This is a genomic window from Stappia sp. G46H5W (genome assembly GCF_058448995.1).
The window spans coordinates 1,291,214-1,304,892 of sequence record NZ_JBZFLL010000001.1; the positions used below are offsets into that span (position 1 = coordinate 1,291,214).

Here is a 13,679-nt window from a genome sequence, read left to right on the forward strand (position 1 = left end):
CGGCTACCAGAGCCGGTCGCGCAGGGCGAACCAACTCATCGCCAGCACCAGGATCGGCCAGCGGAACGCCCGGCCGCCCGGGAATTTCGGCGGCGAGAGCTTCTCGAACACGTCGAACCGCTCGGCATCGCCCAGCATGGCGCTGGCCGCCGCATGACCGCAAAAGCCCGCCATCGCGACGCCGTGGCCGGAAAAGCCCGCCGCGACATAGACGCCCGGCGCCGTGCGCCGCAGGCACGGCATGCGCGAGGTCGTGACGCCGAGCGTGCCGCCCCAGGCATGGGAGACGGGCGCGGTGGCAAGCTGCGGATAGACATTGCTCAGATGCGAGCGCACGAAGGCGCGCAGGTCCGGCGGAAAGCCGCGCCGGTACGTCTCGCCGCCGCCGAACAGCAGCCGCAAGTCGCGGGTCAGGCGCCAGTAATAGACGACGAAACGGCTGTCGGAGACCGCCTCGCGGCCGGGGATCAGGTGATCGGCCGCCTCGCGCGACAGCGGCTCGGTGGTCAGGATGTAATTGTTGATCGGCATGACGCGGGCCTCGCTGTCGCGGTCGAGCCCGGCGAGATAACCGTTGCCGGCCAGAAGCACGCTGCCGGCGTCGATCTCGCCCTGCCCCGTCTCGACCAGAACCCGCCCGCCCGCATGCCGCAACGACACGGCATGGGTCGCCTCGTGCAGGACGGCGCCGGCTGCTTCCGCCGCATCGGCGAGCCCCTGGGCCAGCTTCAACGGGTGCAGATGCCCGGCCCCGCCATCGCGTACGCCCCCGAAATACTGCTTCGTGCCGATGGCAGCCGCCAGCTGCGCCCGGTCCAGCGGCGTGACCGCGTCATAGCCGTAGTCGCGGGCGAGCTTCTCGGCATAGTCCCATTCCTCGGCAACGAACCGCTCCTTGTGGGCGGCGTGGATCAGGCCTTCCGTCCAGTCGCAGTCGATGCCGAAGCGCTGCACCCGGTCGTGCAACAAGGCCTTGGCCTCCTCGGCGAAGGTCCAAAGCCGGCGGGCGGTGTCGAGGCCGTACTGCTTTTCCAGATGCGCCTGGTCGCGCCGCTGGCCGCTATGCAGCTGGCCGCCATTGCGCCCGCTGGCGCCCCAGCCGATGCGGTTCTGCTCGATCAGGACGACCGAGCGCCCCGCCTCGGCAAGGGTGATCGCCGCGTTGAGGCCGGTGAAGCCGCCGCCGATGATGGCCACGTCCGCCTGCCGCGCGCCGGCCAGCGCCGGGCGGACAGGACGGTCCTCTACGCTGGTCGCGTAGTAGGACGGAGCATGGGCATGGGCGATTTCGGTCACGTCCGCCTCCCCGCGGTTTGGTGTGCGGCGCGTCTCAGGCTGCGAGCCGGCCGTCCTTCTTCAGGGCTGCATAGGTCTCGTCCAGCGTGCGGGCGGCACGTGCGACGAGTTCATCCGCCTCCTCGTGGGTCAGCACCAGAGGCGGCGAGATGATCATGCTGTCGCGCACCGCGCGCATGACCAGCCCGTTGCCGAAGGCGATGTCGCGGCAGAGCGTGCCGACCTCGCCGACCGGCGCGAACTTGCGCGAGCGGTCGCCCTTGGCCGGCACCAGCTCCAGCGCGCCGACGAGACCGACCATGCGCGCCTCGCCGACCAGCGGATGGTCGCCCAGGCCCTTCCAGCGCTGCTGCAGATAGGGCCCGATATCATCGGCCACCCGCTCGACCAGCCGCTCGCGCACCATGATGTCGAGATTGGCGAGCGCCGCCGCGCAGCAGGCCGGATGACCGGAATAGGTGTAGCCGTGGTAGAACTCGCCGCCCTTTTCGATGAAGGCGTCCGCCACCCGGTCGGCGATCATCACGCCGCCGATCGGCAGGTAGCCGGAGGACAGGCCCTTGGCGATCGGCATCAGGTCCGGCTCGATACCGTAATGCTGCGAGCCGAACCAGCTGCCCAGGCGCCCGAAGCCGCAGATCACCTCGTCGGCGACCAAGAGAATGTCGCGCTCGCGGCAGATGCGGGCGACTTCCGGCCAGTAGCTGTCCGGCGGGATGATGACCCCGCCCGCGCCCTGGATCGGCTCGGCGATGAAGGCCGCCACCTTACCCTCGCCGAGGACGTCGATGGCGCGCTCCAGCTCGCGCGCTGCCCACAGGCCGAACTCGTCCGGCGACATCTCGCCGCCCTCGCCGAACCAGTAGGGCTGGGGGATGTGATGGACGCCGGGCACCGGCAGGTCGCCCTGCGCATGCATGCCGGTCATGCCGCCGAGGCTGGTGCCGGCCAGCGTGGAGCCGTGATAGCCGTTCCAGCGGCCGATGATCGTCTTCTTCTCCGGCTTGCCCATCAGGTCCCAATAGGTGCGGACCATGCGGAACACGGTGTCGTTCGCCTCCGAGCCGGAGGAGGTGAAGAACACGCGGTTGAACTGCGGCGGGCTAAGCTGCGCCAGACGCTCCGACAGGGCGATGACCGGCGGATGGCTGGTCTTGAAGAAGGTGTTGTAATAGTCGAGCTCGCGCATCTGCTTCTCGACCGCGTCGACGATCTCGCCGCGGCCGTGCCCGACCTGGCAGCACCAAAGGCCGGCCATGCCGTCGAGATAGCGGTTGCCGTCGCTGTCGGTCAGCCACACGCCCTCGGCCGAGGTGATGACGCGCACACCCTCCCGGTTCAGCGCCCCCGTGTCGGTGAAGGGGTGGAAATGATGCGCAGCGTCGCGGGCGCGCAGGTCGGAGGTCGGGTACAGGTTCGAGGCACCGGTCATGGTGGCGTCTCCCGGTTTTTCTGGTTGTCGATCTCGTTGCCCCGCCCGACGCGCGTCAGACGTTGAGCAGCAGGTATTCCCGCTCCCATGGGCTGATGACCTTCATGAAGGTCTCGAATTCTTCCTGCTTGATGGCGCGGTAGGTGGCGACGAACTTCTCGCCGAACACGTCGATCAGCTCCTCGCACTCGCCGAACAGCGCGACCGCCTCCAGCAGGCCGCGCGGCAGGGCGTGCATGTCCTCGCTGAAGTTGCCGCTGCGCGGCTCGTCCGGCGTCAGGCGCTGCTTGATGCCGAGATAGCCGCAGGCGAGCGACGCGGCGATGGCCAGATACGGATTGGCGTCGGACGAGGGAACGCGGTTCTCGAGCCGGCGGGCGCCGGGCTTGGAGTTCGGCACGCGCAGACCCACCGTCCGGTTGTCGTAGCCCCAGTGCACGTTGACCGGCGCCGTGGTGCCGCGGGTGAAGCGGCGGTAGGAGTTCACGTAAGGCGCCAGGATACAGGTCACCGCCGGCAGGTAGGCCTGGTGACCGGCGATGAAGGACAGAAACTCGCTGGTCGGCTCGCCGTCCTCGCGCGAGAAGATGTTGGTACCCTTGTCCGCGTCCATCACCGACTGGTGGATGTGCATGGACGAGCCGGGCTGGTTCGACATCGGCTTGGCCATGAAGGTCGCGTACATGTCGTGGCGCAGCGCCGCCTCGCGGATCGTGCGCTTGAACAGGAACACCTGATCGGCAAGCTCGAGCGGATGGCCGTGCCGGAGATTGATCTCCATCTGCGCGGCGCCTTCCTCGTGGATCAGGGTGTCGATCTCCAGACCCTGCGCCTCCGACAGGTCGTAGATGTCGTCGATCAGGTCGTCGAACTCGTTGAGCGCGGAAATCGAATAGGACTGGCGACCGACCTCCGGCCGGCCCGAGCGGCCCGTCGGCGGCTCCAGCGGATAGTCCGGATCGGTGTTCGGGCGGACCAGATAGAACTCCATTTCCGGGGCGACCAGCGGCGCCCAGCCCTCGTCCTCATAGAGCTGCAGCACGCGCTTGAGCACGTTGCGCGGCGCCGTCTCCACCGGAATGCCCTCGCGGGTGTAGGCGTCGTGGATCAGTTGGGCGGTCGGGTCGCTTTCCCAGGGCACGGCGGTCAGCGTCGAGTAGTCGGCGCGGAAGAACAGGTCGCCGTCGGTGGTGTTGTGCTGGAACCGCTCGTCGTCCGGCGGGTAATCGCCGGAAATGGTCTGGGCGAAGATCGAGGCGGGCATCGTCATGACCGGGCCGGAGAAGAACTTCTCCGTCGGCATCATCTTGCCGCGCGCCACGCCGGCAAGGTCGGGCACGATGCACTCGATGTCCTCGATCCCGCGCTCGGACAGCCACAGCTGGGCCGCGTCGAAGCTCTCGACGCCCCGGCGGCTGGCAATCTTCGGTGCGGATTTCTTCTTCTTGCTCACGGGTCTCGCCTTTCGGGCGCAGGGCACGCGGGGCAGCGGACACCTTTCCGCCTCCTCACCACATACGCTGCATTTTGTGATCACATTTTCAACGAGTCAATTGCCGGCGATCATTCGGCAACCGACGGCCCGCCATCGGGAAGCCCGGTGTCGAGCAGATCCATTCCGCAGCGGATGTCCGCCGCCACAGCCTCTCGCAGTGCCGCAGCATCGCGGGCCCGCACGGCGTCGATCGCCTCCTTGTGGTGATCGACGAGGGCCGACGTTCCCACCCGCCCGTAGACGGTGCGCATGAACGGGGCGAACTGCAACCACAGACTTTCGACCAGGGGAAGCAGCACCTGCGAGCCTGCCGCACGATAGATCGCGAAATGAAAGGAATGGTTGAGGCGCATGTAAGTCTCGGCATCCCCGCCATCCAGGCTGGCGTCGATACGGTCGTCGATGGCGGCAAGCCGCGCCGCATCGCGAGGCCCCAGATGCGCCGCTGCGGCATGGGCGAGCTCCGGCTCCAGCAGCACCCGTGCCTTGACGATCTCGGCAAGGCGCGGAGCGGTCATGGTCGGCACCTGGATGCGTCCATTGGAGCGAATCTCCAGCGCATGGCCGGCCGACAGCGCCCGCACCGCCTCGCGCACCGGCATCGGGCTGACCTTGAGTTCCTGCGCCAGCCCGCGCAGCGTGACAGCGCGCCCGGGAACGAAGCGTCCGGTCAGCAGCGCCTCGCGCACCGCCTGCTCGACCGTCTCGCGCAGGGAATGGCGCGCCGGCGCATCGGCAGTCTCCGGCGCGTCCTGCGCCTTTTGCGGACGGCTACGGTCAGCCATTTCCCTCGTTCCCTCCCGGCCTTGCTTGACAGCCTTGCCGCTACGTGATCACATTTTTGCATAAACGGCAATTCGCGCGGACCACAGATCCGCGCCCTGGAGGATCTGATGTTGCAGACCCATCGCACGGCCTGGCAGCGCCCGGCCGGCGGCGTCGACTGGCAGGAAGAAGTGGCCCGCTTCGAGGCGGAATATCCCGACCTCGACACGCTGGAGGTGATCCTGCCCGACAGCAACGGGGTTCTGCGCGGCAAGTGGCTGCCCGGCAGCGCGCTGCGCAAGGTGTTCGAAAGCGGCGTCGCCCTGCCCTTCTCGCTGTTCGGCCTCGATGTGTGGGGCCGCGAGGTCGAAGAGACCGGCATGCATATCGAGACCGGCGACAAGGACGGCGTGTGCTGGCCGGTGCCGGGCTCGCTGCGCGCCGTGCCGTGGGCCGAGCGCCCGACGGCGCAGGTACTGCTGTCGATGCACGACCGCGACGGCAGCGCCTTCATGTGCGATCCGCGCCACGTGCTGGCGCGCATGGCCAACCGGCTGGGCGAGCATGGACTGACGGCGACGGCCGCCTTCGAGCTCGAGTTCTACCTGTTCGAGGACAAGGACGACGGCGACTGGAGCAGCGCGCCGACGCCGGTCTTCTCCACCCATCTGGGCCCGGCGCGGCAGAACATGTATGCGCTGTCCGACCTCGAGGCATTGATGCCGCTGGTCGACGAGATCCGCCGCTCGGCCGATGCGCAGGACATTCCGGCCGACGCGGCCGTCTCCGAAGCCGCGCCCGGGCAGTTCGAGCTCAACCTGCACTACCAGCGCGATCCCTTGCGTGCCGCGGACGATGCGGTGCTGCTGCGCCGGCTGGTCGCGGGCGTCGCCCGCAAGCACAATCTCAAGGCCTCCTTCATGGCCAAGCCCTTCGTCGAGTGGCCGGGCAACGGCATGCACGTCCATGTCTCGATGGAGGACGGCACGGGCAACATCTTCGCCGATCCCGAGACCGGCGAGACGCGCCTCGGCTACGCGATCCGCGGGCTGCTCGACACGATGCCGGAAGCGCATCTGCTGTTCGTCTCCACCTTCAACGGCTTCCGCCGCATGCAGCCGGGCTCCTATGCGCCGACCTCGATCTGCTGGGGCTACGACAACCGCTCGGTCGCCTTGCGCGTGCCGGCCGGAACGCCGGCCTCGGCCCGGATCGAGCACCGGATCGCCGGTGCCGACGCCAATCCATACCTGGTGCTGAGCGGGGTGCTGGCGGGGATGATGCAGGGGGTGCTCGGCGAGTTGCCGCCGCCGCCGGCCGTGGACGGCAATGCCTACGAGAAAACCGCCCCGCGCCTGACGCCGTGGATGGACGAGGCGATCGACGCCTTCGCTGCCTCGCAGCGGATGAAGGACGCGGTCGGCGAGGAAATGCACAAGGTGCTGGTCGACATCAAGCGTCACGAACTCTTCGCATTCGGACGCGAGATTTCGTCACTGGAACGACAGACTTACCTGTAATCCGGCCGCGGCTGGGGAAATGCCTGTCCGTTGGGGAAGTTCGTGGCGATTGGCACGGATGCTCTCTTGAGGACGGGCGGCATCGCTTCTAGGCTGCGGGGCAGAGGGGCCGCACGCGGCCGACCATAAAGACACGATCCGGAACGGGCGCCAGCGTCCGCAGCCGGAAACGACAGGGGCCGGGGTGCGAGCCGCGCCGGCGCAGGCCAGACGGAGGGACTGATGAAGAAGCTGCTGTTCACCAGCGTCGCAATGCTCGGCGTGCTTGCCGCCACCGCGGCATCCGCCCAGGACCGCGAAGTGCGCGTCTACAACTGGTCGGACTATATCGACGAGTCGGTACTCGAGGAGTTCACCAAGGAGACCGGCATCAAGGTCGTCTACGACGTGTTCGACAGCAACGAGATGCTGGAGACCAAGCTGCTGGCCGGAGGCACCGGCTACGACGTCGTCGTGCCGACCGGAACCTTCCTCGGCCGCCAGATCCAGGCCGGCGTGTTCCAGAAGCTCGACAAGTCGAAGCTGCCGAACCTGAAGAACATGTGGCCCGAGATCTCCAGCCGCATCGAGAAGTTCGATCCGGGCAACGAGCATGCCATCAACTACATGTGGGGCACCACGGGCTTCGGCTACAATGTCGACAAGATCAAGGAGCGCATGCCGGACGCCCCGCTCGACAGCTGGGACATGATCTTCAAGCCGGAAGTGATCTCCAAGTTCGCCGATTGCGGCGTGCACCTGCTCGACACCGCCGACGAGATCTTTCCGGCCGCGCTGAACTATCTCGGGCTCGACCCCGACAGCGGCGATCCGGAAGACTTCAAGAAGGCCGGCGAACTTCTCATGAAGATCCGCCCCTACATCCAGAAGTTCCACTCGTCGGAATACATCAACGCGCTGGCCAATGGCGACATCTGCCTGGCCGTGGGCTGGTCCGGCGACGTTCTGCAGGCGCGCGACCGCGCCTCGGAGGCCAATAACGGCGTCACGGTCGAATACGTCATCCCCAAGGAGGGTGCGATGATGTGGTTCGACAACATGGCGATCCCGGCCGACGCGCCGCATGTGGAGGAGGCCCATGCCTTCCTCAACTTCATCATGAAGCCTGAAGTCGTCGCCAAGGCGACCAACTACGTCTTCTACGCCAACGGCAACAAGGCGAGCCAGGAGTTCGTCGACAAGGAAGTGCTGGACGATCCGGCGATCTACCCGAGCGCGGAGACCGTCGACAAGCTGTTCACCACCACCACCAAGTCGCCCCAGGCCATGCGGGCACGCACCCGCGAGTGGACCCGGGTCAAGACCGGCCAGTAAGGCGGATCTTCGTCCGGCCGCCGACCGGCGGCCGGGCCCTTTCCTCCCGTCGACGAGGGGGCTGACTTGGCAAAGAAACCGATCGGGCCGGTGCGCCGCGAATTCGCACCCTGGGACGACCCGCAGGCGAAGCCGTATATCGAATTCAGGAACGTTACCAAGACCTTCGGCGACTTTACCGCCGTCGACAACCTTTCTCTCAAGATCTACGAGCGCGAGTTCTTCGCCCTGCTCGGCGGCTCCGGCTGCGGCAAGACGACAATGATGCGCATGCTCGCCGGCTTCGAGACGCCGAACGCGGGCGAGATCTTTCTCGACGGGCAGAACCTTGCCGGGGTGCCGCCCTACAAGCGCCCCGTCAACATGATGTTCCAGTCCTACGCGCTGTTCCCGCACATGAGCGTGGAGGCGAATGTCGCCTTCGGCCTCAAGCAGGAGGGCATGCCGAAGGACCAGATCGCCGCGCGCGTGGAAGAAATGCTGAAGCTGGTGAAGCTGCAGGATTTCGCCAGGCGCAAGCCGCACCAGCTGTCCGGCGGCCAGAGGCAGCGCGTCGCGCTGGCCCGTTCGCTCGCCAAGAAGCCCAAGGTGCTGCTGCTCGACGAGCCGCTCGGCGCCCTCGACCGCAAGCTGCGCGAGGAGACCCAGTTCGAGCTCACCGACCTGCAATACGAGCTCGGCATGACCTTCCTTATCGTTACCCACGACCAGGAAGAGGCCATGACCATGGCCGACCGGATCGCCGTCATGGACCGCGGGCGGATCATCCAGATCGCCACGCCGGCGGAAATCTACGAGCTGCCGAACTCGCGCTTCGTGGCGGATTTCATCGGCGATATCAACCTGATGGAATGCAAGATCATGGAGCGCGGCAGCGAGCGCTCCCGCCTGAAGTCGGTGGAGTTCGGCTGCGACATCGAGGTGATGCAGCCGCTGGACGCGGCGGTCGGCGAGACGGTGTGGTTCGCGATCCGCCCCGAAAAGGTGCGCATTTCCTTCGACGAGCCGGCGAGCAAGATCAACGCGCTGACCGGCGAGGTCTGGGACATCGCCTATCTCGGCGACGTGTCGATCTACCACACCCATATCGCCAACGAGCAGACCGTGCGGGCGACCGTCGCCAACCGCTCGCGCGTCGTCGAGCGGCCGGTCGGCTGGGACGACAAGGTCTGGCTGTCCTGGGACGCGGATGCCGGGGTCATTCTGACGAAGTGACGCCGTCCGGCGCGCCATGAGGCAGCCGGACTCAACGGGGAGACGACACGATGCCCGAGCAGGTGAGCACGAGACCCAGGCGCGGCCTCGGCGGCTGGTTGCTGATCGCCGTGCCCTATGCGTGGCTGCTGTTCTTCTTCCTGGCGCCGTTCTTCATCGTCTTCAAGATCTCGCTGTCGGAGATCGCCGTCGCGATCCCGCCCTACATGCCGACCTTCGACCCGGCCGCCGGCTGGGACGGGCTCATGAAGATGCTCGGCGGACTGTCGTTCGGAAACTATGTCTGGCTGACCCAGGACGACCTGTACTGGAAGTCCTACCTCTCCAGCGTCTCGATCGCGGCCGTTTCGACGCTGATTACGCTGCTGGTCGGCTTTCCCATCGCCTACGGCATGGCGCGCGCGCCGAAGGAGTGGCGCACGACGCTGCTGATGCTGGTGATCCTGCCGTTCTGGACCAGCTTCCTGATCCGCGTCTACGCCTGGATCGGCATCCTGAAGAACGAAGGGCTGCTCAACCAGTTTCTCATGTGGCTGGGGCTGATCGACCAGCCGCTGACGATCCTCAACACCAACATCGCGGTCTATATCGGTATCGTCTACTCGTACCTGCCGTTCCTGGTGCTGCCGCTCTACGCCAACCTGGAAAAGCTGGATACCAGCCTGCTGGAAGCGGCCGCGGACCTCGGCTGCCCGCCCTGGCGCAGCTTCTGGACGATCACGGTGCCGCTGGCGATCCCGGGCGTCATCGCCGGCTGTTTCCTGGTCTTCATTCCGGCCGTCGGCGAGTTTGTCATTCCGGACCTTTTGGGCGGCTCGGAAACCCTGATGATCGGCAAGACGCTGTGGATGGAGTTCTTCACCAACCGCGACTGGCCGGTCTCCTCGGCGGTTGCCGTCATTCTCCTGCTCATCCTGGTGGTGCCGATCGTGCTGTTCCAGAACCAGCAGCAGAAAGCCGCGGAGAAAGGCCTGTGAGCACCCGACCGACAGACCCGGACGCGGCCGGCACGCGCGAAAGGACGGCACGATGAGACAGGGGCCGAGCTGGTTCAACGTCACCTCGCTGGTGCTGGGATTTTCCTTCCTGTACCTGCCGATCGTGCTGCTGGTGATCTACTCGTTCAACGACTCGCGGCTCGTCACCGTGTGGGGCGGCTTCTCGACGAGATGGTACGGCACGCTGCTCGGCAACCAGCAGCTCCTCGATGCCGCCTGGGTGACCGTGCGGGTCGCCTTCGCCTCGGCGACCATCGCCACGGTGCTGGGCACGCTGGCCGCGCTGGTGCTGGTGCGCTCGGGCCGGTTCGTCGGCCGAAGCCTGTTTTCCGGCATGGTCTACGCGCCGCTGGTGATGCCGGAGGTGATCCTGGGCCTCTCCCTGCTGCTGCTCTTCGTCGCCATCGACCAGGCCCGCGGCTTCTGGACGATCATGATCGCGCACACGACCTTTGCCATGTGCTACGTGGCGGTTGTGGTGCAGTCGCGCCTTGCCGGCTTCGACCGGTCGCTGGAGGAAGCAGCGCAGGACCTGGGCTGCCCGCCGGCGCGCACCTTCTTCTCGATCACCCTGCCGATCATCCTGCCGGGCGTCGTCGCCGGCTGGATGCTGGCCTTCACCCTGTCGCTCGACGACCTGGTCATCGCCAGCTTCACCACCGGTCCGGAAGCCACGACCCTGCCGATGAAAATCTACTCGCAGGTGCGCCTCGGCGTGACGCCGGAGATCAACGCGGTCTGCACGATCCTGGTCGGTGTGGTGACGGTGGTGGTGGTCTGTACCTCGCTGCTGACCAAGCGGCGCGAGGTGCGGCGCGCACAGGACATGCGGCGGGCCGAAGCGCAGGGCTGACCTGGGATCAGAACACCAGCCGTTTTCGCCGGTTACGGCGCGCCGATGCCGGTCATGTCCGGCAGGAGGCTCGGCCGGGCGAGCGTGCCGCGCACCAGCACCGGAATGCCGCCGGAAGCCTGTCCCACTGCAGGATCGGGCGCTGCCGTCGTTGGCGCGCCGGGCGCGGGATCGGCCGCAACCGGGCGCGGCAGCAGCCTGCCGCGCAGCGACAGCGACACATCGGCCAGCGACAGGCGCCCGGCGAGCCGCAAGAGATGCTTGCCCGACCAAACCTCGACATCGCTGAGGCGCATCTCCTGCCCTTCCATGCCGCCGCGTCCGGTCACGCGCTCGAGCACCAGCGAGGAGGCGGACGAGCCTGCCTCGCTTGCCGAGGCCGCAAGCCGGGCCAGCACCTCGCCGCCGGCCGGATAGGTGGCGTTTTCGAGCAGAAGATGGGCCTCGCCGCCGGCCGATCCCAGGATCGAGGCGAGGGTCTGCCCCTTGCCGGTGCGGCCGAGACGGAAGGTCAGCGCCCCCGACTGCGGCATCGTCACCACCTCGAGCGCAGGAAGCTGGCGTACGTCCAGCTTCTTGGCGATGGCGCTCGCCGCAAGGTCGAACGTGTCGCCGCCCGCCGGCTTCAGCCGGGCCGTCGCCTCCAGCGTGCCGCCGGCAACCGGCGTTTCGCTGAGGTCGAGCGACAGGTCGCCGTCGCGCAGCAACAGCGCGATGGCGCTCGGACCGCCCGACAGCGGGCCGGCAATGAAGCGGTTCGCCGACAGGCGCAGGTCGATATCGGCCGACTGCAGCAAGCCCGACAGGGACCGGTCGCGCAGGCTGTCGCCCTGCGGCGCCTCGTCCTCGACGCCGGCCAGGCTGCGCAGCTCGCCGAGATAGGCGGAAAGGTCGAACTGTTCGAAGGCGAGCGTTCCCTCCAGCCGCGGCCGCGTGGCGCCGAGCCCGAAACCGAGGCGGCCCTCGCCGACATTGCCGTCGAGCTCCAGACGCGCCGTGTCGAGCTCCAGGCGGGAGAAGTCGAGCGCGCCATCGCCGGTGATCCGCAAGGCGCCGAAGCTCGCCTCTCCGACCAGCGTCTTGCCGAAGCGGGCGACCAGCCCGCGCAAGTCGCTGGTATTGAAATCGAAATTTCCCTCGATCCGGGCCGCTTCCGGGTTGCGGACCGCCCCGCTCATGCGGAAGCCGGCAAGCGGCGAGACCACGGATACGGCCACCGGCCCGCTGGCCGTGCCGGTCAGGATGCCGCGATGTCCGAGAGTGATGCCGAATTCGACCGTCTGGTCGCCGGCCTCCACTGACCCGCGAAGGGTACCGCCCTCGCCCGAGGGGGCAAGACGGAAGGCGAAGGCTCCAAGGCGCGGCTTGTCGGACGCACCCCAGCTGATCGCATCGCCGGACACGGTGACCTGCGCCCCGAGAACCCGCGACAGATCGCGGCCGAGGCCCGCAAGGGTGCCGTCCGCCGGATCGGCCCCGGCAAGGTGAAGCCGCGCGCCTTCCAGCTGGAAAGACGACAGACGCACCTCGCCCCAAAGGAGGCCGGCAGGATCTATCCCCGCAACCATGCGCTCGGCCGCCAGCGTCCAGCGGCCGCCCTGCCCTTGCCAGCGGACGCCGCCAAGCACCAGAGCGGGCCCTTGCGCGAGCGAAACGGCCGGCGTGCCGGCAAGGCGCAGCGTGCCGCCGAGCCGGGCCGCCAGGCTCGCCTCGACGCGCTCGCGCGAGACCTCGCGCGAGATCAGGAGATAGCCGGCGATGCCCGCCACCGCGACGAGGACAAGGGCTGCAAGGAGGATCGCCACCAGGCGCTTCATGACACAATCCGGCCAGCGCCGTCCGGCGCATCGTCTTCAACGTGGGAGGCCGCGGCGCACCACGCCGCATCCTGCATCGGGATAGGAGTTCGCGGCACGCGGTTCAAGACGAAACCGCAGGAAATCCCGGGCCGAATGGATGGCGCTTGAGATCACCGGTGAGGGAAGGTATCACAGGGCGCCTGACGAAAGGTTCATGTTGGACGGGCGGCGCTCGCGCCCCTGCCCCGTCCGCAGGACCCGTTGCGAGGAGACGCTGATGCGAGGAGACGCCAGATGAATAAGGTATACCCCAACGCGGCCGCCGCGCTTGAGGGACTGACGTTTGACGGCATGACTGTGATGGCCGGCGGATTCGGTCTTTGCGGCATTCCGGAGAACCTGATCGCGGCGCTGCGCGACAGCGGTGCGAAGAACATCACGGCGATTTCCAACAATGCCGGTGTCGACGATTTCGGCCTTGGCCTGCTGCTGCAGACGCGCCAGATCAGCAAAATGATCTCCTCGTATGTCGGCGAGAATGCTACTTTCGAGCGTCAGTACCTCAACGGCGAGCTGGAGCTGGAGTTCAACCCGCAGGGCACCCTGGCCGAGCGCATCCGCGCCGGCGGCGCCGGCATTCCGGGCTTCTACACCAAGACCGGCGTCGGCACGCTGATCGCGGAAGGCAAGGAGCACAAGGACTTCAACGGCGAGACCTACATCCTGGAGACCGGACTGGTCGCCGATGTGTCGCTGGTGAAGGCCTGGAAGGCCGATCCGGAAGGCAACCTGATCTACCGGAAGACCGCTCGCAACTTCAATCCGATGATGGCGACCGCCGGCAAGACGACCCTTGTCGAGGTGGAAGAGATCGTCGGGCTCGGCGAACTCGATCCCGACACCATCCACACGCCCGGCATCTTCGTCGACCGCATCATTCTCGGCCAGCACGAGAAGCGGATCGAGAAGCGCACCACCCGCGCCGCCTGAGG

11 protein-coding genes are annotated in these 13,679 nt (G+C 67.2%); 6 read left to right on the top strand and 5 right to left on the bottom strand.

Annotated elements, in window-relative coordinates; genetic code table 11:
* Window positions 1-3: 3 nt before the first annotated feature.
* From ACVJ6E_RS05430 to ACVJ6E_RS05445, 4 genes are all read right to left on the bottom strand, one after another.
* Window positions 4-1,296, bottom strand: a complete 1,293-nt coding sequence (locus tag ACVJ6E_RS05430; protein WP_491676402.1) for an NAD(P)/FAD-dependent oxidoreductase — start codon at window positions 1,294-1,296, stop codon at window positions 4-6.
* Between the two features lie 34 nt (window positions 1,297-1,330).
* Window positions 1,331-2,728: an aspartate aminotransferase family protein gene (locus ACVJ6E_RS05435; RefSeq protein WP_120268571.1), complete on the bottom strand. Its 1,398-nt coding sequence runs from the start codon at window positions 2,726-2,728 to the stop codon at window positions 1,331-1,333.
* A 55-nt stretch (window positions 2,729-2,783) separates the two neighbouring features.
* Window positions 2,784-4,181 (bottom strand): glutamine synthetase family protein, encoded by a 1,398-nt coding sequence (locus ACVJ6E_RS05440; RefSeq protein WP_120268570.1) that lies wholly within the window; start codon window positions 4,179-4,181, stop codon window positions 2,784-2,786.
* A gap of 110 nt (window positions 4,182-4,291) precedes the next feature.
* Window positions 4,292-5,008, bottom strand: coding sequence for a GntR family transcriptional regulator (locus ACVJ6E_RS05445; protein WP_120268569.1), 717 nt, complete (start codon window positions 5,006-5,008; stop codon window positions 4,292-4,294).
* 108 nt (window positions 5,009-5,116) lie between these two features.
* On the opposite strand from ACVJ6E_RS05445, the gene ACVJ6E_RS05450 reads away from it, so the two are divergent.
* The 5 genes from ACVJ6E_RS05450 (at window position 5,117) to ACVJ6E_RS05470 (ending at window position 10,888) form a co-directional block, all read left to right on the top strand.
* Entirely contained in the window at window positions 5,117-6,508 is a 1,392-nt protein-coding gene (locus ACVJ6E_RS05450; RefSeq protein ID WP_120268568.1) for a glutamine synthetase family protein, read from the top strand.
* 222 nt (window positions 6,509-6,730) lie between these two features.
* A complete protein-coding gene (locus ACVJ6E_RS05455) occupies window positions 6,731-7,822 on the top strand; it encodes a polyamine ABC transporter substrate-binding protein (RefSeq protein ID WP_120268567.1) in 1,092 nt (363 codons plus the stop codon).
* Between the two features lie 66 nt (window positions 7,823-7,888).
* The gene (locus tag ACVJ6E_RS05460) at window positions 7,889-9,037 is read left to right on the top strand and encodes an ABC transporter ATP-binding protein (protein ID WP_120268566.1); all 1,149 of its coding nucleotides are present in this window, start codon (window positions 7,889-7,891) and stop codon (window positions 9,035-9,037) included.
* Window positions 9,038-9,087: 50 nt separating this feature from the next.
* Window positions 9,088-10,014 carry an ABC transporter permease subunit gene (locus tag ACVJ6E_RS05465; RefSeq protein WP_120268565.1) on the top strand — a complete coding sequence of 309 codons (927 nt, stop codon included), beginning with the start codon at window positions 9,088-9,090 and terminating at the stop codon, window positions 10,012-10,014.
* Between the two features lie 52 nt (window positions 10,015-10,066).
* Complete coding sequence (locus tag ACVJ6E_RS05470) at window positions 10,067-10,888, top strand: ABC transporter permease (RefSeq protein WP_120268564.1); 822 nt, start codon at window positions 10,067-10,069, stop codon at window positions 10,886-10,888.
* A 32-nt stretch (window positions 10,889-10,920) separates the two neighbouring features.
* Here ACVJ6E_RS05470 and ACVJ6E_RS05475 read toward each other — a convergent pair whose 3' ends face one another.
* Complete coding sequence (locus tag ACVJ6E_RS05475) at window positions 10,921-12,705, bottom strand: AsmA family protein (RefSeq protein ID WP_120268563.1); 1,785 nt, start codon at window positions 12,703-12,705, stop codon at window positions 10,921-10,923.
* A gap of 276 nt (window positions 12,706-12,981) precedes the next feature.
* Here ACVJ6E_RS05475 and ACVJ6E_RS05480 point away from each other — a divergent pair, with 276 nt between their 5' ends.
* The gene (locus tag ACVJ6E_RS05480; RefSeq protein WP_120268562.1) at window positions 12,982-13,677 is read left to right on the top strand and encodes a CoA transferase subunit A; all 696 of its coding nucleotides are present in this window, start codon (window positions 12,982-12,984) and stop codon (window positions 13,675-13,677) included.
* Window positions 13,678-13,679 lie beyond the last annotated feature (2 nt).

Coding starts and splice junctions, on each gene's coding strand:
- ACVJ6E_RS05435 (WP_120268571.1), bottom strand. CDS start 2,728: ATGACCGGTGCCTCGAACCTGTACCCGACCTCCGACCTGCGCGCCCGC.
- ACVJ6E_RS05445 (WP_120268569.1), bottom strand. CDS start 5,008: ATGGCTGACCGTAGCCGTCCGCAAAAGGCGCAGGACGCGCCGGAGACT.
- ACVJ6E_RS05450 (WP_120268568.1), top strand. CDS start 5,117: ATGTTGCAGACCCATCGCACGGCCTGGCAGCGCCCGGCCGGCGGCGTC.
- ACVJ6E_RS05455 (WP_120268567.1), top strand. CDS start 6,731: ATGAAGAAGCTGCTGTTCACCAGCGTCGCAATGCTCGGCGTGCTTGCC.
- ACVJ6E_RS05465 (WP_120268565.1), top strand. CDS start 9,088: ATGCCCGAGCAGGTGAGCACGAGACCCAGGCGCGGCCTCGGCGGCTGG.
- ACVJ6E_RS05470 (WP_120268564.1), top strand. CDS start 10,067: ATGAGACAGGGGCCGAGCTGGTTCAACGTCACCTCGCTGGTGCTGGGA.
- ACVJ6E_RS05475 (WP_120268563.1), bottom strand. CDS start 12,705: ATGAAGCGCCTGGTGGCGATCCTCCTTGCAGCCCTTGTCCTCGTCGCG.
- ACVJ6E_RS05480 (WP_120268562.1), top strand. CDS start 12,982: ATGAATAAGGTATACCCCAACGCGGCCGCCGCGCTTGAGGGACTGACG.